Annotated in this window: 19 protein-coding genes; 8 read left to right on the top strand and 11 right to left on the bottom strand. The window is 70.7% G+C overall.

The window, feature by feature from the left end; genetic code table 11:
- Positions 1-78: 78 nt before the first annotated feature.
- Complete coding sequence (locus ACZOOI_RS09245) at positions 79-333, bottom strand: WhiB family transcriptional regulator (protein ID WP_020557388.1); 255 nt, start codon at positions 331-333, stop codon at positions 79-81.
- A gap of 315 nt (positions 334-648) precedes the next feature.
- On the bottom strand, positions 649-1578 hold the full coding sequence (locus ACZOOI_RS09240; protein WP_465280258.1) for a diacylglycerol/lipid kinase family protein: 930 nt from the start codon (positions 1576-1578) through the stop codon (positions 649-651).
- A 74-nt stretch (positions 1579-1652) separates the two neighbouring features.
- Here ACZOOI_RS09240 and ACZOOI_RS09235 point away from each other — a divergent pair, with 74 nt between their 5' ends.
- The gene (locus ACZOOI_RS09235; RefSeq protein ID WP_465280257.1) at positions 1653-2087 is read left to right on the top strand and encodes a hypothetical protein; all 435 of its coding nucleotides are present in this window, start codon (positions 1653-1655) and stop codon (positions 2085-2087) included.
- 103 nt (positions 2088-2190) lie between these two features.
- Here the strand turns inward: ACZOOI_RS09235 and ACZOOI_RS09230 are convergent, their stop codons facing one another.
- From ACZOOI_RS09230 to ACZOOI_RS09220, 3 genes are all read right to left on the bottom strand, one after another.
- Positions 2191-3084 carry an RNA polymerase sigma factor SigF gene (locus ACZOOI_RS09230; RefSeq protein WP_465281151.1) on the bottom strand — a complete coding sequence of 298 codons (894 nt, stop codon included), beginning with the start codon at positions 3082-3084 and terminating at the stop codon, positions 2191-2193.
- A 92-nt stretch (positions 3085-3176) separates the two neighbouring features.
- Positions 3177-3620: an ATP-binding protein gene (locus tag ACZOOI_RS09225; RefSeq protein ID WP_391581152.1), complete on the bottom strand. Its 444-nt coding sequence runs from the start codon at positions 3618-3620 to the stop codon at positions 3177-3179.
- A gap of 263 nt (positions 3621-3883) precedes the next feature.
- Positions 3884-4450: a CGNR zinc finger domain-containing protein gene (locus ACZOOI_RS09220; RefSeq protein ID WP_465280256.1), complete on the bottom strand. Its 567-nt coding sequence runs from the start codon at positions 4448-4450 to the stop codon at positions 3884-3886.
- Between the two features lie 373 nt (positions 4451-4823).
- Between ACZOOI_RS09220 and ACZOOI_RS09215 the strand changes: the two genes are divergently transcribed.
- The 3 genes from ACZOOI_RS09215 to ACZOOI_RS09205 all read left to right on the top strand — a co-directional run bounded on the left by ACZOOI_RS09215 (position 4824) and on the right by ACZOOI_RS09205 (position 8792).
- Positions 4824-6017, top strand: a complete 1194-nt coding sequence (locus ACZOOI_RS09215; RefSeq protein ID WP_465280255.1) for an NAD(P)-dependent malic enzyme — start codon at positions 4824-4826, stop codon at positions 6015-6017.
- Between the two features lie 171 nt (positions 6018-6188).
- Positions 6189-7151 (top strand): zinc-binding dehydrogenase, encoded by a 963-nt coding sequence (locus ACZOOI_RS09210; RefSeq protein ID WP_465280254.1) that lies wholly within the window; start codon positions 6189-6191, stop codon positions 7149-7151.
- Between the two features lie 51 nt (positions 7152-7202).
- Positions 7203-8792, top strand: coding sequence for an ABC transporter substrate-binding protein (locus tag ACZOOI_RS09205; protein ID WP_465280253.1), 1590 nt, complete (start codon positions 7203-7205; stop codon positions 8790-8792).
- Positions 8793-9311: 519 nt separating this feature from the next.
- Here ACZOOI_RS09205 and ACZOOI_RS09200 read toward each other — a convergent pair.
- Both ACZOOI_RS09200 and ACZOOI_RS09195 read right to left on the bottom strand, forming a co-directional pair.
- A complete protein-coding gene (locus tag ACZOOI_RS09200; RefSeq protein WP_465280252.1) occupies positions 9312-10139 on the bottom strand; it encodes a PadR family transcriptional regulator in 828 nt (275 codons plus the stop codon).
- Positions 10136-11002 (bottom strand): DUF4097 family beta strand repeat-containing protein, encoded by an 867-nt coding sequence (locus tag ACZOOI_RS09195; protein WP_465280251.1) that lies wholly within the window; start codon positions 11000-11002, stop codon positions 10136-10138. The genes ACZOOI_RS09200 and ACZOOI_RS09195 overlap by 4 nt, the downstream gene beginning before the upstream one ends.
- A gap of 214 nt (positions 11003-11216) precedes the next feature.
- Here ACZOOI_RS09195 and ACZOOI_RS09190 point away from each other — a divergent pair, with 214 nt between their 5' ends.
- Entirely contained in the window at positions 11217-12101 is an 885-nt protein-coding gene (locus tag ACZOOI_RS09190; protein WP_465280250.1) for a DUF4184 family protein, read from the top strand.
- Positions 12102-12171: 70 nt separating this feature from the next.
- Here the strand turns inward: ACZOOI_RS09190 and ACZOOI_RS09185 are convergent, their stop codons facing one another.
- The 4 genes from ACZOOI_RS09185 to ACZOOI_RS09170 form a co-directional block, all read right to left on the bottom strand.
- Positions 12172-12354: a DUF6104 family protein gene (locus tag ACZOOI_RS09185; protein WP_465280249.1), complete on the bottom strand. Its 183-nt coding sequence runs from the start codon at positions 12352-12354 to the stop codon at positions 12172-12174.
- A gap of 115 nt (positions 12355-12469) precedes the next feature.
- Entirely contained in the window at positions 12470-16303 is a 3834-nt protein-coding gene (locus ACZOOI_RS09180; RefSeq protein ID WP_465280248.1) for a multifunctional oxoglutarate decarboxylase/oxoglutarate dehydrogenase thiamine pyrophosphate-binding subunit/dihydrolipoyllysine-residue succinyltransferase subunit, read from the bottom strand.
- Between the two features lie 239 nt (positions 16304-16542).
- Positions 16543-17652: a HAMP domain-containing sensor histidine kinase gene (locus ACZOOI_RS09175; protein WP_465280247.1), complete on the bottom strand. Its 1110-nt coding sequence runs from the start codon at positions 17650-17652 to the stop codon at positions 16543-16545.
- Entirely contained in the window at positions 17601-18311 is a 711-nt protein-coding gene (locus ACZOOI_RS09170) for a response regulator transcription factor (protein ID WP_465280246.1), read from the bottom strand. The genes ACZOOI_RS09175 and ACZOOI_RS09170 overlap by 52 nt, the downstream gene beginning before the upstream one ends.
- A gap of 416 nt (positions 18312-18727) precedes the next feature.
- Here ACZOOI_RS09170 and ACZOOI_RS09165 point away from each other — a divergent pair, with 416 nt between their 5' ends.
- The 3 genes from ACZOOI_RS09165 (at position 18728) to ACZOOI_RS09155 (ending at position 22180) form a co-directional block, all read left to right on the top strand.
- On the top strand, positions 18728-19627 hold the full coding sequence (locus ACZOOI_RS09165) for a phosphatase PAP2 family protein (RefSeq protein WP_465280245.1): 900 nt from the start codon (positions 18728-18730) through the stop codon (positions 19625-19627).
- 178 nt (positions 19628-19805) lie between these two features.
- Positions 19806-21338, top strand: coding sequence for an MFS transporter (locus tag ACZOOI_RS09160; RefSeq protein ID WP_465280244.1), 1533 nt, complete (start codon positions 19806-19808; stop codon positions 21336-21338).
- Between the two features lie 41 nt (positions 21339-21379).
- Positions 21380-22180 carry an enoyl-CoA hydratase/isomerase family protein gene (locus ACZOOI_RS09155; protein ID WP_465280243.1) on the top strand — a complete coding sequence of 267 codons (801 nt, stop codon included), beginning with the start codon at positions 21380-21382 and terminating at the stop codon, positions 22178-22180.
- The last annotated feature ends 411 nt before the right edge of the window (positions 22181-22591 follow it).

Genomic DNA, 22591 nt, shown 5'->3' with positions numbered 1-22591 from the left:
CCCTGGCGGGGCAACTGCTGGCAATGCTTTGGTGTTTCCGGTGATCAAGTCCCCGGAGTGTTCAGCCTGTCGTACTGATCAGGCGGAGGCGCGTGCGCGGTTGCGGGCGGCGCGGCGCTTGAGAGCGCGACGCTCGTCCTCACTCAGACCGCCCCACACACCCGCGTCCTGACCGGACTCGAGAGCCCAGCCCAGGCACTGCTCCATCACGGGGCAACGGCGGCAGACCGCCTTCGCCTCCTCGATCTGAAGCAGAGCGGGACCGGTGTTGCCGATCGGGAAGAACAGCTCCGGGTCTTCGTCACGGCAGGCAGCAACGTGGCGCCAGTCCATGCGGTCCAACTCCTCGTGGGTCAGCGGGGGCTTCCGGCCCCGCTGTGGCTTGTGAATGTGAACGCTTTCACGAACCCCCCGACAAGCAAGGGGCCGACGGAGTCGGTCCCCAGGTTTGGCAGTGGATTCGGGCGGTGAAGATGACCTTTCGGCCACGTCCCTGCCGCCTCGTAGAGCCTTACAAACCTCGGCCGCCGATACAACCCCCTTGGGCCAGGATTTTTTAAATCATCGGTGTCGACTAGGTCACACCACTACATCGAAGGGGTGAACCCGGTATTTGCGTTCGAGTGAAAGGCCAAAAGGCCCTTCCACTCACACAATCACACGCAGTGCACGGGGAACCCCCCGGAAGGTCACACTCCGATGTTCTCCCAGATGGTCCCCATCGACCTGAAGAGAAACAGGTTCTTCAGTCCGAAGAGTGAACGCATCGCAGTCGTGCAGGGACACGACGTGACGCCCATGTGGAGCATTACCCGTGGAGCCCAGCATCCGGGCCAGATGGCGCAATGTGGGCAGTGTTGACATCCGAGTGAGCGCGAAGAGGTCCAATCCGGTGTCATATGACGCTTGTGGACACGGATTCACCGGCCGGTTGCGCAAAAACGTCCACGGCACCGTGTTCTGCACTATCCCCAGGCAGATTCCCTCGATCGGCTCCGCGCCGGGCACCTCCAGCGTCAGCGGCCCGTGCCTGCGCTCGGCCCGCCCGCCGTAGAAGCGGCGCAGCGCCGAGCGCACGTACAGCCCGGGCGTCGCGCGCCGGCCGCCGGCCCGACGCTCCTCCACCCTGCCGACCACCTCCGCGTCGAAGCCGAGGCCGGCGCAGAACAGGAACCAGCGCTCGTCGGCCAGGCCCAGGCCGATCTCCCGGCTGCGACTCGCGCGCAGCGCCTCCAGTAGGAGGCCGGTCGCCTCGACCGGGTCGTTGGGCATGCCGAGCGAGCGCGCGAACACGTTGGTGCTGCCGCCCGGGACCACGGCCATCGCCGGCAGCGACGGCGCCGGGCCGGACGCCAGCAGGCCGTTGGCCACCTCGTTGATCGTGCCGTCGCCGCCCAGGGCGATCACCAGGTCGATGCCGTCGTCCGCGGCCTGCCGAGCCAGTTCGCTCGCGTGGCCGCGGTGCTCGGTGCCGATCACGTCGAGCTTGAGGTCGCCGGCGAGCGCGTGGGCCAGGACGTCCCTGGTTCGCTCGCTGGTGGTCGTGGCCTTTGGGTTCACGACGAGAAGGGCGCGCATGTACACCAGCGTATCTACCGGCGGGTAGGGCTCCCGTGAGTCGCCGGGACGCCGGCCCCGGTTACAGTCGTGGGGTGACCGAGAGCCCTTCCGCCCAGGATCAGTCGGGCCCCGCCGGAGCCCTCCCCCTCACCTGGCGCATCTGCACCGCGGTGGTCGGTGTCGAGGCGTTCGCACTCCTCGGATACTCCCTCTACCTGACCTTCCGCAGCGAGTTCGGCCATCCGAGCAACGCCTCCGAGGGGGTCGCGATCGGCATCTACCTGCTGATCCTGGCCGCCGGGATAGTCGCCGCGTTCGTGGGCATGCTGCGCGGCCGGCGCTGGAGCCGATCGCCGGCGATCACCGCCAACCTGATCGTGGTCGGCATGGGGTGGTACCTGATCAAGGCCGATCAGCTGGTGATCGGCATCCTGACCATGATCGTGGGCGTGGGCACCATCGCCGCCCTCGCGACACCCGGCATGTACAACGCGCTCGAAGCGCGCCACCAGGCCCACCGGGCCTGAGCCGGCCGCCGCCCGCGGATCCGGCGGCGCCCCGCCACGCACCACCGGAACGACAGCGGCCCCGGACCGGGATCGGTCCGGGGCCGTCGTCGTGGCCTCGGTGCTACTCCTCGACGAGCAGCCGCTCGCGCAGCTGCGCGAGGGTGCGCGCGAGCAGTCGCGAGACGTGCATCTGCGAGATGCCGACCTCCTGCGCGATCTGGGACTGCGTCATGTTGCCGAAGAAGCGCAACAGCAGGATCTTCTTCTCCCGCGGCGGCAGCTGCTCCAGGAGCGGCTTGAGCGATTCGCGGTATTCGACGCCTTCGAGGGCGTCGTCCTCGGCGCCCAGTGTGTCGGCGACGGCCGGGGAGTCGTCGTCGGTGTCCGGTACGTCCAGCGAGAGTGTGCTGTAGGCGTTGGCCGATTCGAGCCCTTCGAGCACTTCCTCCTCGGAGATCCCCAATTGCACGGCGAGCTCGGCCACAGTGGGGGAGCGGCCGTTGCGCTGGGAGAGCTCGGCGGTGGCCGAGGTCAGCGCGAGGCGCAGCTCCTGGAGCCGGCGCGGCACCCGCACCGCCCAGCCCTTGTCCCGGAAGTGCCGCTTGATCTCGCCGACGATGGTCGGCGTCGCGTAGGTCGAGAACTCGACCCCACGATCCGAGTCGAACCGGTCCACCGACTTGATCAGGCCGATGGTGGCGACCTGGATCAGGTCGTCCAACGGCTCGCCGCGGTTGCGGAACCGGCGGGCGAGGTGCTCGACCAGCGGCAGATGCATCTCCACCAGCCGATCGCGCACCGCGGCCCGCGCGGGCGGATCCGATTCGAGCACCGCGAGCTGCGCGAACAGGCCGCGCGCGATCTCCCGGTCGTGGGCGTGGCGTTCGGAACCGGCGCGTCGCCGGTTCGGCACCGCCGGCCCCGTGGGCCCGGCGGATCCGGCCGGTTGTTCCGGTCCGTCCGGTCCGGCCGCCTCGATGCCACCATCCATCGTCATGCTCGCGTCGCTCACCATGCCCTCACCCTCCCCTCGGCCGCGCCCGGCGGCCTCGTCGGGTGAGGCCGCGCTCGGCTGCGGTTCGTTGGCCGCGCCTTCGACACCACTGCTCACGTCTGCTCCGGCCCGCCACCGCGCTTCTTGTGCAGGCTGATGCTGACCACCTTGTCCTCGCTCACCGTCGCGTCCACCTCGCCGGCCAGAGCCGACAGGACGGTCCAGGCGAACGTGTCGCGCGCGGGTGTTCGGCCGTCCGTGGTCGGCGCGGACACGGTCACGTGCAACGCGTCGCCCACCAGGTTGAACACGCAGGAGAGGACTCCGCCGGCCACCGCCTGGTCGAGCAGCATCGCGCATGCCTCGTCGACCGCGATGCGCAGGTCTTCGATCTCGTCCAGGGTGAAGTCGAGGCGGGCCGCGAGGCCCGCCGTCGCGGTGCGCAGGACGGAGAGATAGGCACCTTCGGCAGGCAGTCGGACCTCGACGAAGTCACGCTGTCCGGTGCCGGCTTCGTCCGCCGTGTATGCGGATCGCTGGGACACCCTCACCTCCAAGGTGCTGCTGTGGGTGGCCGCCGCCGGGCGGTCACCACCGATGTCGGGGGGAACCCCAGCGACGCTACCGCGCCGGCCGACAACTGTCGTCACCGATGCGGGAACGGGTGCGGGAACGAACGAGGCCGCTGCCTACTCGAACGGTACGTCACGATATGTGATTTGACGAGTACGTAGTGTACCCGACTTTGGTAATTTCGCACTGCGGGATCACGCCGTCGATGTACATGTGCCACAGTCCACCACTCGCCAACCCGCAAATGTCAGGTATGTCGCTCCGGCTGCGGGTCGCGGGCCCGGCGTCGGGCCCGATACAGCGCCACGTTGGTGCGCGAGGTGCACCGATCCGAGCAGTGCCGGCGGGAGCGATTTGTGGACAGGTCCAGAAAGACGTTCCGGCACGGCGGCGCCTGGCACACGCCCAGCCGGTCGATGCCGTGTGCGGTCAGCTGGACGGCCAGGCCCATGCCGGCTATCGCGGCGAAGCCCTCGGCCGCGCCCACCGCGTCGCCCGCCAGATGCAGATGCCACGGGCTCGCGTCGTGGCCGGTCAGCCGCGGGTGCACGGGGAATTCGGCGAGCAGGCCGTTGAGGGTGGCGACGGCGTCCGCCTCGCGGCCCGCCGCGGCGTCCGTGAAGACCGCCCGCAGGCGGGTGCGCACCGAGCGCAGCCGGGTCACGTCGGCATCCGTCACCCGGGGCGGGATGCGCCGAACGGGTGCGATCAGCGCCAGCACGTCCTCGGGTGAGCGCAACAGGTCCTCGCCGCGCGCCGGTTGCTCGGTGTTGACCAAGTGGACCGCGTGCTCGGCGTAGGAGGAGAGATCCAACGACTGCCCTTCGGTCGCGCGTGCCGGCCCGACCTCGGGCGGGATGCCTTCCGGATGCCTTCGCGCCCGTGTTCGCACGGGTCGGTGGGGCCGGATGTGGCGGCGGTTACTGTCAGCCTACTGCGCGTGGCGCTAGCGTCTGGACCAGTTGCGAGAAGGGGTCTGGCGCGCCATCACAAAAAGGTGGTAATCGGTTCATCGCCCCGGCGTACCCCCATTCGGGGGGTGTGCCAAAATCGGCGTCACGGGTGACCCCCGTAACCTCAGCCGGATCATGTGCGCTGCACGAAGCGCCGATGTCGCTGAGGCATGCAGCCTGCGATCGCGCTTCGAGAGCTGCACTTCTACTGACAATGTCGACAAAGGGGTCACTGTGGCAGCGGAGATCATCCCGACGGACAGCACGGCGACGGACGAACTCGATCCGGTCTTCGCCCTGCACCGGGGCGGGAAAATGGAAGTTCGCTCGACCGTCCCGGTGCGCAACCGGGACGACCTGTCCCTCGCCTATACGCCCGGCGTGGCCCGGGTGTGCACGGCCATCGCCGAGAACCCGGAACTCGTCCACGACTACACGTGGGTGTCCAACACGGTCGCGGTGGTCACCGACGGCACCGCCGTGCTCGGCCTGGGCGACATCGGGCCCGCCGCGTCCCTGCCGGTGATGGAGGGCAAGGCGATCCTGTTCAAGGAGTTCGCCGGCATCGACGCCGTGCCGCTCGCGCTCTCCTGCACCGACGTGGACGAGCTGGTGGACACCATCGCCCGGCTCGCGCCCTCCTTCGGCGGCATCAACCTGGAGGACATCAGCGCCCCGCGCTGCTTCGAGGTGGAGCGCCGGCTCCAGGAGCGGCTGGACATCCCGGTCTTCCACGACGACCAGCACGGCACCGCGATCGTCGCGCTGGCCGCGCTGCGCAACGCGGCGACGGTGACCGGTCGTCGGCTCGCCGATCTGCGCGCGGTCATCTCCGGCGCGGGCGCGGCCGGCATCGCGATCGCCAAGATCCTGATCGAGGCGGGCATCGGCGACCTCTGCGTCGTGGACAGCCGGGGCATCGTGGACGAGGGTCGGGACGACCTCACGCCGATCAAGCGGATGATCGCCGAGCTGACCAACCGGGCCAAGCTCAGGGGCGGCATCGAAGAGGCCATGAAGGGCGCCGACGTCTTCCTCGGGGTGTCCGCGGGCAAGGTGCCCGAGGAGGTCGTGGCGACCATGGCGCCCGAGGCGATCATCTTCGCGATGGCCAACCCGAACCCGGAGATCGACCCGGATCTCGCGCACAAGTACGCGGCCGTGGTGGCCACCGGGCGCAGCGACTACCCGAACCAGATCAACAACGTGCTCGCCTTCCCGGGCGTGTTCGCCGGTGCCCTGTCGGTGCGCGCCAAGCGCATCACCGAGGGGATGAAGGTGGCCGCCGCCGAGGCGCTGGCCGCGGTCGTCGCCGACGAACTCGCGCCGGACAAGGTGATCCCCTCGCCGTTCGACGAGCGGGTGGCGCCGGCGGTGACCAAGGCCGTGGCCGAGGCCGCGCGCCGGGACGGCGTCGCACGCATCTGAGCCGCGGCCCGTGGATCGACGATCATCCGACGGCTCCTCGCCGACCGTTCGACGATCGATGCGCATCCACGGCGACCCGTGGACGTGTGCGGCGCGCCCGCTCGGGCGCGCCGCACACGTCGTCACCGGGGCGTGCCCGGCGGCGTTGGGCACGGCGCTAGGGTTCCTTCCATGTTTGCCGTCACCGCCGTGAGCATCGATGCCCAGGACCCGCTGACCGGCCTCCGCCTCGGGGAACGCCCCGAGCCCGGGCACGACGGCGGCCTGCCGCCGGGCTGGACGACCGTGACCGTCAAGGCCGCGTCGCTCAACCACCACGACCTGTGGACCCTCAAGGGTGTGGGCATCACCCAGGAACGCCTGCCGATGATCCTGGGCTGCGATGCGGCCGGGATCGACGAGGACGGCAACGAGGTCGTCGTGCACTCGGTGATCGGCGGCCTCGGCACCGACGAGCCCCGGTCGATCCTGACCGAACGCTACGACGGCACGTTCGCCGAGAAGGTCGCGGTACCGCGCTGGAACCTGCTGCCCAAGCCCGCCGAGCTCTCCTTCGAGCAGGCCTGCTGCCTGCCCACCGCCTGGCTGACCGCGTACCGGATGTTGTTCACCAACTCCGGCGTGCGCCCGGGCGGCACCGTGCTCGTGCAGGGCGCCGGCGGCGGGGTGGCCACCGCGCTGGTGGTGCTCGGCAAGGCGGCCGGATACCGGATGTGGGTGACCAGTCGGGACGAGGCCAAGGGCGCCCGTGCGATCGAGCTCGGCGCCGACGCGGCCTTCGCCTCCGGCGCGCGACTGCCCGAGCGGGTGGACGCGGTGATGGAGACCGTCGGCGCCGCGACCTGGTCGCACTCGGTCAAGAGCCTCAAGCCCGGCGGCAGCGTCGTGATCTCCGGCGCCACCTCAGGCGACCGGCCCAAGGCTGCCGAACTGACCCGGATCTTCTTCCAGGAACTGCGTGTGGTCGGCTCCACGATGGGCGACAAGGACGAACTCGCCGGTCTGCTGCGGCTGTGCGCGAACAGCGGGGTGCGGCCGGTGATCGACACCGTGTTGCCGCTGACCGAGGCGCGCGAGGGCTTCCGCCGATTGGCCGAGGGCGACCTGTTCGGCAAGATCGTCCTCACCGCCTGATCGCCACATGTCGGTCCGGCATCGCCCGGGTCGTCTCGGAAGGACCGCCGGATGCCGTTGTCCCGTCGCCGCGTACTCGCCCTCGGGGCCGGTACGGGCGTGGTCGTGGCCTCCGCCGGCCTGCTCACCGCGTGCTCCGGCAACAAACTGCGCACCGGCGGCACGCTCGCCGTGGGCCTGCCGCGCCTGCCGGACGTGCTCAACCCCGTGCACTCCACGGCCGAGCCGGTGCGGTGGATCTCGGATCCCGTGGTCGAGGCGCTGTACACCTACCGGGACGACACCACGATCGGACCGGTGCTGGCCGGGGCCGATCCGCAGATCGCGCCGGACGGGCTGAGCTGGACCATCCGGCTGCGCGCGGGGGTGCGCTTCCACGGTGGGGACCCGTTCACCGCGGAGCACGTGGTGGACTGCCTGCGCCGGGTCGGCGATCCGGCGACGGCCGGGGACTGGGCGCCGTGGCTGGCGGGTCGGCTCGGCACGATCGAGGCGCCGGACGCGCAGACGGTACGGATCGGGCTGCCCAGGCCGTTCGGCGCGCTGCGGGCCGTCCTGGCCTGCCTGCCGATCCCGCATCGGGCGACGCTGGGTGATCCGCGGGCCCTGGTCGGCACCGGGCCGTTCCGGCTCGCGAGCGCGGACGGGGGAACGGTCGTGCTGCGGCGCGATCCCGACCACCGGGGCAAGGCCGTGCCGCTGGAGGGCATCGAGTTCCGTGCCGTCGCCGACGGGCCGGCCGAGCTGAGGGCGCACCGGGTGGCGGTGTTCCCGCGGCCCACGCCCGACCAGGTGCGCCGGTTGCGCAAGGGCGACGACACGTACGTGCAGACCGCGAGCGGGCCCGCGGACCTGGTGGTGCTGCCGAACCTGCGCCGGCCGCCGTTCGACAACGTCGCGGTGCGGCGGGCGCTGGCGTACGGGATGGACCGGACCCGGGTGTCGCAGGAGGTGTACCGGGGCGACGCGGTGATCGGGCAGGGGCCGCTGGGACCGGGCAACGAGGGGTGGGACCCGGAGTACACCCCGTACGGTCGGGGGGTTTCGCCGACCACGTCCCCCAAGCCGAGTCCGAGTGCGACCGCGGGGCCGACGGTGGAGCCGGAGCGGGTGACCGCGATGTTCGGCGAGGCGCCGGTGCCTGCCGGCGTGCGGTTCACGCTGCTTGCGGTGGTCGGGGATGCCGCGGAAGTGCGGGATGTGGCAAGGGTGTTGGCCGAGGGGTGGAATCGGGTCGGATTCACCGTCACGGTCGAGAACGTGGACCCGGCGACATGGGCGGCGCGGCGCCGGACCGGGGACTTCGACGTGGCGCTCGTCGATCTGCGCGGGTCGGCGTACGCGGTCGGGCGGACCGGGCTCGCGGTGTTGTCGCCGGCGGTGTCGACGAGTGCGGACAACACGGGGTACGCGAACCCGGAGCTGGATCGGTTGGTCGAGCAGGTTCGGGGGACGGCGGATACGGCTCGGCGGGCGACGCTCACGCGGGTGGCGGGGGAGATTGTTGCTCGCGATGCGGTGGTGTTGCCGCCGGTGTATCCGAAGTCGGCGGTGGGGCGGAGTGGGCGGGTCGAGTCGGTTTCGACGCGGCAGCTTGGGGTTGGGCGCCTGGGGTTGGCGGAGCTGCACCTTCGGGGTTAGGGGGTTTGGCCTCATGCGCCGGCCGGGCTGGTTCGCCTCAAGCGCCGGCGGGGCTGAGTGGCCTCAAGCGCCGGCCGGGCTGCTTGGCCTCAAGCGCCGGCCGGGCTGGTTCGCCTCAAACGCCGGCGGGGCTGAGTGGCCTCAAGCGCCGGCGGGGCTGCTTGGCCTCAAGCGCCGGCCGGGCTGGTTCGCCTCAAACGCCGGCGGGGCTGAGTGGCCTCAAGCGCCGGCCGGGCTGGTTCGCCTCAAGCGCCGGCGGGGCTGAGTGGCCTCAAGCGCCGGCCGGGCTATTTGGCCTCAAGCGCCGGCCGGGCTGGTTCGCCTCAAACGCCGGCGGGGCTGGGTGGCCTCATGCGCCGGCCGGGCTGGTTCGCCTCAAGCGCCGGCGGGGCTGGGTGGCCTCAAGCGCCGGCCGGGCTATTTGGCCTCAAGCGCCGGCCCGGCTGGTTCGGCTCAAGCGCCGGCCGGGCTGGGGGTTTCAGGGGGCGGCCGGCGCTTGAGGGGTTGGGGGGTGGGTGGTCAGGTTGGGGGGTCTTCGGTGAAGACCTCTCGGAGGTCGTTCAGGGCCGTGACGATGATGTGGCGGGCTCGGTCGAATTGGTCGGGGGTGATGCCGGCTCGGCGGGCCAGGGGGGCTACCTCGGTGCGGATCGTGTCGAGGATGGCGTCCAGGTCGAAGGAGTCGGTGGCGCGGCCGGTTCGGTCGGTTTCCTTGGCCCAGGCGTCGGTTGCCCGGTCGCGGGCCGTGGGGGGTTCGGGGTCGGCGCCGCCGAACCGGCGCCGCAGCTCGCGCTCCAGGTCGTGCAGGCCGGGCTTGCCGGCCAGGTCGACCAGGTTGTGCGCCAGGCCCTCGGCGAGGTCGGCCATCTTCTGCGAGAAGATCGGTTCCCAACCCTCGCCCGCCGGCCGCCGCTTGCCCTCGGGCTCCGTGCGCTCCCCGGTCGAGGCACGCGGCGCCTTGCGCACCTCGCGGGCGGCACGGCCCAGTTCCTCCCGCAGGTTCTGCGCCGAGCTGCGCACCTCGTCCCGGATCTCCCGGGCCCGCTCGTAGACCGATTCCCGGATCTGTGCCTCCAACTGGGCCAATTCCTCCTGCCGCGCCGCCAGTTCGGCCCGCCCGGCGGCGGTGATCCGGTAGACCTTCCGGCCGCCCTCGACGTCGTGCTCGACCAGGCCCTCCTGTTCGAGCTTGGTCAGGCGCGGGTAGACCGTGCCCGCCGAGGGGGCGTACAGGCCCAGGAAGCGGTCCTGGAGCAGCCGGATGACCTCGTAGCCGTGTCGGGGGCTCTCGTCGAGCAGCTTGAGCAGGTACAGCCGCAGGCGGCCGTGACCGAAGACCGGGGTCATGCGATCACCTTTCCCTCCGGGGCGCGACGCAGCAGCGTCACGTCGCCCGCGATCGAGTTGATCCGAAGCCGCCCCGAGCCCTCGCCCAGCTTGCCGCTCACGTGGCTGGTGCCGAATTTGGCGCTCGTGGTCAGCTCGTCGAACACCGAGTCGACCGAGCCGGTCGCGCTGCGCACGTCCACGTGCATGTCGCCCTCGTGCGGCAGCCGTACCGTCAGATCGCCGGACACGGTGCTCAATTGCACGTGGCTGCGGCCGACCGCGTCCAGGTCCAGGGTCATCGGGCCGGATACCGAGTTGGCCCGGACCCGGCCGCCGGTGCCTTCGATCACGGTGAGCGAACCGGCCACGGTGGCCACGCCGAGGTCGCCGGCCATCGACTCGGCGTCCACCGAGCCGTAAACGGTGTTCGCGTCGACCGTGCCGGTCAGACCGACCAGGGTCACGTCGCCGCCGATGCTGCGCACGGCGGTGTCACCGTGCATACCGGAGACGGTCGCGTGTGCGGACACCACGACGATCTCCACCGTGCAGTCCCACGGCACGGCCAGCGAGACCTCGGCGTGCCGTCGGCCGAGCGCGCGGCCGTCCGCCATGAAGGTCTTGAAGTCGGCCCGGCGTCGGGCGTTCTGGAACCAGCTCTTCAGGTGCTTGCCGGTCAGGTCCGGATAGGAGACGACCAGTTCGCCGCTCACCTCGTCGTGGGTCACCTGGAGCGGCGGCCCCTCGACGGCGTGCACCTCCAGGCGCGGCGGCCCGTCCGTGCCCACCACGTCGACCAGTCCGCCGATCGTGCGCACGCGGAGCACGCGCACGGAGTCGAGTGTGAGGTCTCGTGGTGCGTCGATCGTCCATTGGGACATGGACCCTCCCCTTCGGGTCGGAGTGCCGAACGCGATATATCGCGAAGCTCTTCATTCACGATATATCGCGTCTGCCGAACGTCAAGGGAACCATCGGGTCTGGTTTCGACGTTTCTCGAAGCCGAGGGACTTCGCTCATCCGCGCGTCGTGCCCGTGACGCGCGTGCGCGAGCGGGCACGCGGGCCGACGGCACCACCACCGGGGGCACCACGCATGCCATTCACGCTCAGCCACATCGTGGCGGTGCTGCCGCTTCAGGGCGCCACCCGTACCGGCACCACGGCCGGGGACGGGGCGGGCCGGCACGGCCCGTTGATCGCGTCCGCGCTGGCCTTCGGCGCGATGGCGCCGGACGTGATCCTGTTCGTGCACCTGGACTTCCTGCCGACGCGCGCCGACCGGCAGGCCACCCACGAACTCTGGCCGGGCGTCCTGGGCCTGGACATCGCGCTCACCGTGCTGCTCGTGCTGGCCTTCCACCTGCTCGCGAGACCGTTGCTCGTGCTGCTCCCGGACCGGATCCGGGGCGCGCTGGAGGAGCCACTGCGACCACGCCTGCCGGGCCGGCTGTACGCCGCCGCGCGGGCCCGCCGGCCGTTCCTGCGGGAGAGCGTCTCGGTCTGCGTCTGGTTCGTGGTCTCGGCGGTCCTGGGCGGCCTCACGCACATCGGCTGGGACGCCTGGACGCACCACGACGACCCGGGCGTCGCCCACGTACTGCCCGAGCTGCGCCGGGAGTTCTTCGGCCTGCGGCCGGGCTATGTGCTGCTCCAACACGTCAGCACCGTGGTCGGGCTGACCGTGGGCGCGGTGTGGACGTGGCGCTGGATAGGCCGGCTGCCGGTGCGGCCGATCACCGGCCTGCGGATGCCCGCCGCGGGGCGCTGGGCGGTACTGGGCGCGCTGGTGCTGGTCGGTGCGCTCGGCGCGGCCCGGGCGCTGCTGCCGTTCCCGGACGGGCGGGTGCCGGCCTTCGAGGTGCTCGGTTTCGACGCGGCGACCGGATTCGGCCGCGGCCTGGCGGTCGGGCTGGTGCTGTACGGCCTCTGCTGGGCCCTGTGGCACACCCGCACACTGCGACGCTCCGGCGACGCCTGAACCGCGCCAGGACACCGCGCGGGCCCGGGCGAGCCGCGCGGGCCGGGAGTCGGCCCGCGCTCGGGATCGGCTATGCGTCGTCCTCGTCGTCGTCCAGCCGGGCGAGCCAGGTCGCGAGCCGTTCGACGGGGGTCTCGAACTCGGGGTTCAGGTCCACGAACGTGCGCAGCTGTTCGGCGAGCCAGGCCAGGGACACCTCCTCCTCGCCGCGTCGCTTCTCCAGCTCCTCGATGCCACGGTCCGTGAAATACATGCTCTCCGACTCCGGTGTGTGTGAGGGTGCGCGGCACCCGGGTGCACGCGCCTCCGCCCCGGCGCGCATCGTACGCGGGCCGGGGCGGAGGCGGTGGTTCGGCGAAAGCCGTGGATCAGCTCATCGCTTCCTCGACCAGACCCTGCTGCTCGGCCTCGTGCCGCTTGGCCGAACCGACCGCGGGCGACGAGGACGACGGACGGGCGATCCGGCGCGGGGCCGGCAGGCCGTACTCGACCAGGTTGAGCGCGATGAACGGCCACGCGCCCTGGTTGGTCGGTTCCTCCTGGGCCCAGACCAGCTCCAGGTCCTTGCCGTAGCGGTCCAGACCGTACCGCTCCAGTTCGGCCTTGAGCTCGGCCACGGGCAGCGGGTAGAGCCGCTCCACGCGCACCAGGGCGACGTCGTCGCGGCCCGACTTGGCCCGGCCGGCGGCCAGGTCGTAGTGGAACTTGCCGGAGGACATGACCACCCGCTTGACCTTGCTCGGGTCCACCGTGGTGTCCCCGATCACCGGCCGGAACTGCCCGCTGGTGAACTCCTCGATCTTCGACGCGGCGGCCTTCAGGCGCAGCATCGACTTCGGGGTGAACACCACCAGCGGCTTGTGGTGCGGGTTGAGCGCCTGCCAGCGCAACAGGTGGAAGTAGTTGCTGGGCAGGGTCGGCGCGGCCACCGTCATGTTGTTCTGCGCGCACATCTGCAGGTAACGCTCGATGCGTGCGGACGAGTGGTCCGGGCCCTGGCCCTCGTAGCCGTGCGGAAGCAGCAGGACCACACCGGAGTGCTGGTGCCACTTCTGCTCGGCGGAGGAGATGAACTCGTCCATGATCGACTGCGCGCCGTTGGCGAAGTCGCCGAACTGCGCCTCCCACAACACCAGCGACTGCGGCCGGGCCAGCGAGTAGCCGTACTCGAAGCCCATCGCGGCGAACTCGCTGAGCAGCGAGTCGTACACGGTGAACTTGGCCTGGTCGTCGGACAGGTGCGCGAGCGGGGTGTACTCGGCGCCGGACGTGCGGTCCACCAGGACCGAGTGCCGCTGGCCGAAGGTGCCGCGTCGGCTGTCCTGGCCGGCGAGCCGCACCGGGCGACCCTCCATCAGGAGCGAGCCGAACGCGAGCGTCTCGCCCATCGCCCAGTCGATCGTGCCGTCCTCGACCATCGCCGCACGGCGCTGCAACTGCGGCTGCAGGCGCGGGTGCACGGCGAAGTCCTCGGGCAGCGAGACCTGCGACTCGACGATCCGCTTGACCGTCTCGTGCGCGATGCCGGTCGGGTCGATCCGCGGGAACGCGACGTCCGCCGCGGGTGCGGCCGGGGTCGCCTGCGGGGCCTGCGGGGCGGTGGCCTGGCGGACCTCGGAGAAGACCTTCTCCAGCTGGTCCTGGTAGTCCTTGAGCGCCTGCTCGGCCTCTTCGACGGTGATGTCGCCACGACCGATCAGGGCCTCGGTGTAGAGCTTGCGCACCGAGCGCTTCTTGTCGATCAGGTCGTACATCAGCGGCTGCGTGAAGGACGGGTTGTCGGCCTCGTTGTGACCCCGGCGCCGGTAGCAGATGAGGTCGATCACCACGTCCTTGTGGAACGTCTGCCGGTATTCGAACGCGAGCTGCGCGATCCGCACGCACTGCTCGGGGTCGTCGCCGTTGACGTGGAAGATCGGCGCCTCGATCATCCGCGCGACGTCGGTCGCGTAGATGGACGAGCGGGACGCGGCCGGGGAGGCGGTGAAGCCCACCTGGTTGTTGATCACCACATGGATCGTGCCGCCGGTGCGGTAGCCGCGCAGCTGCGACATGTTGAGCGTCTCGGCGACCACGCCCTGGCCCGCGAACGCGGCGTCGCCGTGCAGCAGCAGGGGCAGCACCGGGAAGTCGGCGCCCTCCATGTCGATGATGTCCTGCTTGGCGCGCACGACGCCTTCCAGGACCGGGTCGACCGCCTCCAGGTGCGAGGGGTTCGCCACCAGGGAGACCTTGACCTGCGCGCCGTCCTCGGAGGAGAACGTGCCCTCGGCGCCGAGGTGGTACTTCACGTCGCCCGAGCCGTGCATCGACTTGGGGTCGATGTTGCCCTCGAACTCGCGGAAGACCTGCGCGTAGGACTTGCCGACGATGTTGGTCAGCACGTTCAGCCGGCCGCGGTGCGCCATGCCGATCGCGACCTCGTCGAGACCGTCCTCGGCCGCGGCCGAGATGATCGCGTCGAGCAGCGGGATGGTGGTCTCGCCGCCTTCCAGCGAGAAGCGCTTCTGGCCGACGTACTTGGTGGCCAGGAAGGTCTCGAACGCCTCGGCCGCGTTCAGCCGGCGCAGGATGCGCAGCTGGTCCTCGCGGTCCGGCTTGGCGTGCGGCACCTCGACCCGCTCCTGGATCCAACGGCGCTGGTCCGGGTCCTGGATGTGCATGTACTCGATGCCGACGGTGCGGCAGTAGGTGTCCCGCAGCACGCCGAGCACGTCGCGCAGGGTCATCAGCGCCTGGCCGGCGAAGCCGCCGACGGCGAACTCGCGCTCGAGGTCCCACAGCGTCAGCCCGTGCTCGACCACGTCGAGGTCCGGGTGCCGGCGCTGCTTGTACTCCAGCGGGTCGGTGTCGGCCATCAGGTGACCGCGGACCCGGTAGGAGTGGATGAGCTCCTGCACACGTGCCGTCTTGTTGACGTCGTCCTCGTGTGTCGCGGAGATGTCCTGCACCCAGCGCACGGGCTCGTACGGGATGCGCAGCGAACGGAAGATCTCCTCGAAGAAGCAGTCCTCACCGAGCAGCAGCTGGTTCATCCGGCGCAGGAATTCGCCCGACTGGGCGCCCTGGATGATGCGGTGGTCGTACGTGCTGGTCAGCGTGAGCGTCTTGCTGACCGCGAGCCGGGACAGGGTGTCCGCGGACGCCCCCGCGAACTCCGCCGGGTAGTCCATCGCGCCCACGCCGACGATCGTGCCCTGACCGGGCATCAGGCGCGGCACCGAGTGCACGGTGCCGATGCCGCCCGGGTTGGTCAGCGAGATCGTCACTCCGGCGAAGTCGTCCACCGTGAGCTTGTTCGAGCGGGCTCGCCGGACGATGTCCTCGTAGGCCTGCCAGAAGGCGAAGAAGTCCATCTCGTCGGCCTTCTTGATGGCCGCCACCACGAGCTGGCGGTCACCGTTGGCCTTCGTCAGGTCGATCGCGAGGCCGAGGTTGACGTTCGCGGGCTTGACCAGGAACGGCTTGCCCTCGCGCTCCTCGTAGGAGTGGTTCATCGACGGCATCGACTTGGCCGCCTGGACGAGCGCGTAGCCGATGAGGTGGGTGAACGAGACCTTGCCACCGCGAGCGCGCTTGAGGTGGTTGTTGATCACGATCCGGTTGTCGATCAGCAGCTTGGCCGGAACGGCCCGCACGCTGGTCGCGGTGGGAATCGCGAGCGACGAGTCCATGTTGATCGCGACACGTGCCGCCGGGCCCTTGAGCTGGACGGCCTCGGGGGACGCGGCGGGCTGCTTCTTCGCGGGCGCGGCGGGTGCCTTGGCGGCGGGTGCCTGTGCGGGCGTCGCAGGTGTGGCGACCTTGGCAGGCGCGGCTTGGGCCGGAGCCGGAGTGTCGGCCGGGAGCGGAGTCGGCGAAGGGGCCGCGTCCTGTACACCGGTCGTCATTATCGGGTGGCTCGAGGCCGGGGCCGGAGTCGTCGTCCCCACTGCGCTCGACGGCATCGCCGTCGTCACGGGGGGTTGCGCCGGACTCGGCGCGGGGATGCTTCCAGAGTTGTTCGTGGTACTGCTCACTGGTGTGGGGCCGCTCGGGCTTGCCACGGTGGCTGGGCCGGCGGACGTCGACGGCGTCGACGGCTCGCTGGGCTTGTAATCGGCGAAGAAGTCCCACCAAGCACGATCCACCGAGTTGGGATCTTGCAAATATTGCTGGTAAATCTCGTCGACGAGCCACTCGTTGGGGCCGAAGCTGGCCATCGGGTTGCTAGGGGACTGTGACGACACGGCGGCAACCGCCCTCTTCCGCTTCCTGGGGTGGTGGACAGCGGGAAACAAGGCTACGCCCTTTGACCGGTGTCGCGCAGGCCCCTCGGCCTCCGCGTCGCGTAGATCACAAACGGTTGACCGTTTAGTCGCGTTTGTTGCTTCCCGCCGTATTGGTGGTCACGGAACGTCATGTCGGGATCGTCCCGTGCAGTAAGTGGCCGATCACCCGGTTACGTCGGGTCACCGGGCAGGAGCACTCGGATACGGCACCCATGGCTCGATTCGGCTACGGAAATATCACCCCCATGCAGATCCACGGCCCAGCGGGCGATCGCGAGGCCCAGTCCGGTTCCCCCGTCGGTGGACGAACTTCCGCCGCCACGGGTGAACCGCTCGAAGACCCGACCGCGCTCGCCGTACGGGATCCCGGGCCCCTCGTCCTGGACTTCCAGGCGCAGACTGCCCGGGCCCTCGTCGCGTCGTGCGTGCAGACTCACGGTGCCACCGAAGGGGCTGTGTCGGCAGGCATTGGCCACCAGATTGGTAACAACCTGATGCAGCCGTTCGGGGTCGGCCAGCGCGGTGAGATCGGCCGGCTGCACGTCGACCCGGAACCTGACGTCGCTGCTCAGCGCCCCGTTCTCGGCGGTGAGCGCGGTCAGGAACGGGCGCACCGCGAACTCGCGCGCCTGCAGCGGCACGGCCCCCGAATCCAACCGGGAAAGGTCGAGAAGTTGTGACACGAGTCGCCCCAGTCGCGCGGTCTGATGGAGCGCCAGCTCCAGCGTGTCGGCATCGGGTTCCTGCACGCCGTCCACGAGATTCTCGAGCACCGCATGCAGTGCGGAGATGGGCGTGCGCAGTTCGTGCGAGACGTTGGCGACCAGTTCGCGGCGATGTCGGTCCACCGCCTCCAGGTCGGCGGCCATCCGGTTGAACGCGCCGGCGAGGCGGCCCACCTCGTCGCGCGAGGTGGCGCGTACCCGGCGCGAGTAGTCGCCGCGGGCCATCGCCTGCGCGGCGGCGGTCATCTCGCGCAGCGGCGAGGTCATCCCGTGCGCGAGCACCAGGGTGACCGCCAGGCACGCCAGCGAGGTGAACACGAGCATGTACCGGAACCGCACCTCGGCCCGCAGCCCCAGGATGATCAGCAGCGTCGAGACGAACACGGACGCGATCACGAGCACGCCGAGCTTGGCCTTGATCGAGCGCAGCCGATCGAGCGGCCGCAGGTTGCCGCGGCTCAGCCGCAGGCGCCGCAGCCGCGCGGGGCGGGGATCGGCGAGGTTCAGGACGGTGCCTCCAACGCGTAGCCCACGCCGTGCACGGTCCGGATCCACTCGGCGCCGAGTTTGCGGCGCAGAGCCTTGACGTGGCTGTCCACGGTACGGGTGCCGGAGGCGTCGACCCAATCCCACACCTCGGCGAGCAACTGCTCGCGCGAGAGCACGGCGCGCGGACGGGACGCGAGGCACACCAGCAGGTCGAACTCGGTCGGGGTCAGGTGCACCTCGTCCACCCCCAGCCGGACCCGGCGCTGGGTGCGGTCGATCCGCAACCGGCCCAGGTTCAGCGCGGCCTCGGGGGAGACGGCCCGGGCGGCCGCCTCGGCCCGCTCCATCCGGCGCAACAGCACGTGCACCCGGGCGACCAACTCGCGCATCGAGAACGGCTTGGTCATGTAGTCGTCGGCGCCCACGGCCAGGCCGACCAGCAGATCGGTCTCGTCGTCGCGCGCGGTCAGCATGATCACCGGCAGACCCGGGTGTATCGCCTGAAGCCGCCGGCACACCTCCAGACCGTCCAGGCCGGGCAGCATCACGTCGAGGACGACCAGGTCGGGTCGGGTGGTCGCGGCCGCGGTCAGCGCCGCGGGGCCGTCGGACGCGATGAGCGCGCCGAAGCCCTCCGCCCGCAGCCGGGCCGCCACCGCGTCGGCGATCATCGGCTCGTCCTCGACCACGAGTACGAGCCGCTTTTCCCCCGTCGGGTCGGTCATACCCGCAGCCTACGTATCGTCGGCGGGCCTTGTGGGGGACTTGGTGAGCTTCCCCTGAGCGCAGGCGGCGGTCGGCGGATTCGGGGGCGGCCGAGGGCCCGGGACGAGGTGGCCGGCAGGTTCGGGGGAGGCGGCGGCTGCGGGTGTGCGGGGTGGGTGACCACGACGTCCGGGGGAGCGATATGGGACTCGGGTACCCCGTGCGAGCCGGCCCCGATTGATACCTCAGGGGGAGGATCGGTCTAACCTGATCCGTCTACCCTGGCTGAAGCGTTGCCGCCGTACACCGCACCCCGCGATCCGGGATGCGCGATCGGGGAGTGGTCCACGACCCGGGTGGCGACCGATCCGACGGTATCGGTCGACGGTACGACCGATACCGACGGCACGACCGATTCAACCGACAGCATGGGGGCGTGGTGCGGCGCAACGTCACGGAGGATCCCTCCCACGAGGTCGATCGGCGCGACCAGGCGTCGCCGACCACGCAGGCGGCTTCGGTGACGAAGGCCGGCGAGCCGGCCGGGCGGCCGGGGGCCGAGCCGGATCCGGCAGCGGTCAAGGCCCGCCGGATGCGCACCTTCAAGGACGCGGCCCGCGAGCTGGTCCTGGTCGCGCTGCTGTTCGGGGTGTACAAGCTCGGGCGTGGTCTGGCCTCGGGCGAGACCTCCACCGCGTTCTCCAATGCCAAGCAACTGCTGACCATGCAGAAGGACCTGCGGCTGCCGGACGAGGCGGCGATCCAGGACTGGTTCATGCAGTCGCATGCGGCTGTGACCTTCTGCAACAAGTACTACGCCTATGTGCACTTCCCGGCCACGGTCGGGTTCCTGCTGTGGTTGTGGATCCGCCATCGCGACCACTACAAGTGGGTCCGCAACATCCTGGCGATGATGACCGGCGCCGCGTTGATCATCCACATCCTGGTTCCGCTGGCACCGCCGCGGAAGATGCCGGGCTTCACCGACACGGGCATGGACGCGGGCGACTCGCCGTACTCCGGTGCGGGCGCCAAGATCGCGAACCAGTTCGCCGCGATGCCGTCGTTGCACGTGGGTTGGGCGGTGGTGGTCGCACTCGGGATCGCCTCGGTGTGGCACGCGGCCGGCACGGGCCGGCGGGTGGCGAGCTGGGCGGTCTGGCTGCATCCGGCGATAACCCTGATGGTGGTCGTGGTGACCGCGAACCACTACTGGATGGACGCCGTGGTGGCGGTGCTGCTGATGATCTTCGCGCTGGCGGTGCTGCCCGGACCCGACCGGAACCTGCAGCGGGGGCTGATCCGGCCGATCCCGGCACCACGGATAGCACGCTAGGCGGCTGCCACGAACGGGTGGATGGCCGGGCGGGGTTTCCGGGCCGCCGGGCAGGGTCTGCCGGATCGGGGTCGGCGTGCGGCCGGGTCGATCCGTCCTGCGTGGGTGATCGAGCCTGGGCGCGCGTCCGAACGATCAGGATCGAATTTCGGACGCTCGGGCCGGGCATGATGCACGAATGCCCGTCTCCTTCCCCTCCGGGGGCATTCGCGCCAAGACCCCGGCCGGCCGGTGGGTGCTGCTGGCCACCGTGCTCGGCTCCGGCATGGCCATGCTCGACTCGACCGTCGTCAACGTCGCGCTGCCCAGCATCGGGCGCTCCTTCGACACGTCGCTCGCGGCATTGCAGTGGACCGTCAACGCCTACACCCTCACGCTGGCCGGACTGATCCTGCTCGGTGGCGCGCTCGGGGACCGGTACGGGCGGCGCCGGGTGTTCGTGATCGGCGTGGCCTGGTTCGCGGTGGCCTCGCTGCTGTGCGGGATCGCCCCCGACGTGCAGACGCTGATCGCCGCCCGGGCCCTCCAGGGCATCGGCGGCGCGCTGCTCACCCCCGGCTCGCTGGCGATCATCCAGGCCACGTTCCACGCCGACGACCGGGCTCGTGCGGTGGGCACGTGGTCCGGCCTGGGCGGCGTGGCGAGTGCGATCGGCCCGTTCCTGGGCGGCTGGCTCGTGGACGCGGTCAGCTGGCGCTGGGTCTTCCTGATCAACCTGCCGCTCGCTGCGGTGACCATCGTGGTCGCGCTGCGCACCGTTCCGGAGACGTTCGACCCGCAGCCCCGGGGCCGCTTCGACGTCAGCGGCGCGGCGCTGGCCGCGCTGGCGCTCGCGGGCGTGACCTGGGGCCTGGTGGAGGCACAGACCAGCCCCGTGCCGGCCGTGATCGCGGGCGCGGCCGGGGTGGCGGCGGCCGTGGCGTTCGTATTCGTGGAGAAGCGCTCGCGCGAACCGATGTTGCCGCTGGACATCTTCCGGGTCCGGCTGTTCACCTCGGTCAACATCGTGACGCTGTTCGTCTACGGCGCACTGGGTGCGTTCATGCTGCTGCTGGTCCTCGAACTCCAGACGGTGGCGGGCTACTCGGCGCAGCAGGCCGGCCTGGCACTGCTTCCGATCACCATGGTCATGCTGCTGCTCTCGGCGAGGTCGGGCGACCTGGCCCGGCGGATCGGCCCGCGCCTGCAACTGACCGCGGGCCCCCTGGTGTGCGCGGGCGGGCTGCTGACGCTGCTGGGGATCGGCTCCGACGCCTCCTTTTCCTCCTATGCGACCGACGTGCTGCCCGGTGTGCTGATCTTCGGGCTGGGCCTGGCCGTCCTGGTCGCTCCGCTGACGGCGACCGTGCTGGCCTCGGTGGACGTCAGCCGGGCCGGCATCGCCAGCGGCGTCAACAACGCGGCGGCCCGCGCGGCGGGCCTGCTCACCGTCGCCGGACTCCCGGCACTGGTCGGCCTGTCGGGCGACGGCTACCGGGACCCGGGCGTGGTCGACACGGGCTTCGACCGCGCGCTGTGGATCTGCGCGGGACTGCTGGTCACGGGCTCCGCGGTGGCCTGGTTCACCATCTCGGCCAAGGCCCTCACACCCACCGAGACGGGGGTCGAGTGCGCCAAGCCGTGCGTACGGATGGGCTGCGATGTGGCGGGGCCGCCGCTGGATCCGGGAGACGAGGGGGCGGGGGTGGGAGCGGGCCGGGGTGGCACGTAGCGTGGCTCGGGACGTGGGTTGGTGAGCGAGAGGGCGGCGGGATGGATACCGGGGTCGACGGTCTTGTGGTCAAGGTCGAGGGTGGGGTCGCGACGCTGCGCATCGATCGGCCGCAGGCTCGTGGGGCGCTGACCGCCGCGATGTGGGGGGCCTTGCCGGGGATCCTGGCGGCGCTGGAAGCCGATCGCGCCGTGAGCGTGTTGGTGCTGACCGGTAGTGGTGGCGTGTTCTCGGCGGGCGCGGACATCCGCGAGTTGCAGGGGCACTACGCGACGGCCGAGGCGGCGGACGCCTATCACGCGCTGAACTCGGCCGCGGAGCAGGCGTTGGCGACGTTCGGCAAGCCGACGATCGCGTACGTGCAGGGGCCGTGCGTGGGCGGCGGGTGTCAGCTGGCGGTGGCGTGCGATCTGCGCTTCGCGGACACGACGGCGCGGTTCGGAGTGACGCCGGCCAAGCTCGGGATCGTCTACGACGCGGGATCCACCGCACGGCTGGCCGCGCTGGTGGGGGTGTCGATGGCCAAATACCTGCTGTTCTCGGCCGAACTGATCGACGCGGCACACGCGTTGCGGGTGGGTCTGGTCGACGACGTGTTCGATCCGACCGAGGCCGACGAGCGGGTCCACGCCTTCGCCGACACGATCGCGTCCCGCTCGCAGCTGACCATCCGGGCCGCGAAGGACCTGCTGACCACGAATCCCTCGACCACCCCCGAACCCGCCCACCTCGCAACATGGCGAGCCGAATGGGAAACCGAATCCCGCACCTCGGCCGACGTCCAAGAGGGCCTGGCCGCCTTCACGGAACGCCGCACCCCCCACTTCACGTGGCACCCCTGAGATGCTCGTGGCCGCATGGCCCTGATGGGCCCGCCCGACCCGGGTTCGGCGGTTGCGGTGCTCGTGGCCGCATGGCCCTGATGGGTCTGCCCGGTCCGGGCCCGGCGGTTGCGGTTGCGATGTGGGTGGCTTGGGTTGTGTTCCCGCCCGCTCCACCCGTTGCGTTTGGTGCGGAGGTTGGGGTTTCAGGGGCGTCGAGGGGGCCTGCTCTGGCCCGGCGGCCCCCGGTGTGGTGAGTCGCCGTTGGGTGGGTTGGTTGCGGTGAGGAATCGGGCTTTCCCTGGGTCGCCGGGTTGGGCTGCGGTTCGGCGCGTCAGCGCCCCCGAGGTGGGTGAGACCTCGTGATCGACGCGCGGAGCGCGGAGAGCGGCGGAGCCGCGAAACCAAGACTTCGTGGCCCGGAGCGAAGCG

It is taken from the genome of Embleya sp. L77, from assembly GCF_055557415.1.
This window is presented reverse-complemented; position numbering and strand designations above follow the sequence as displayed.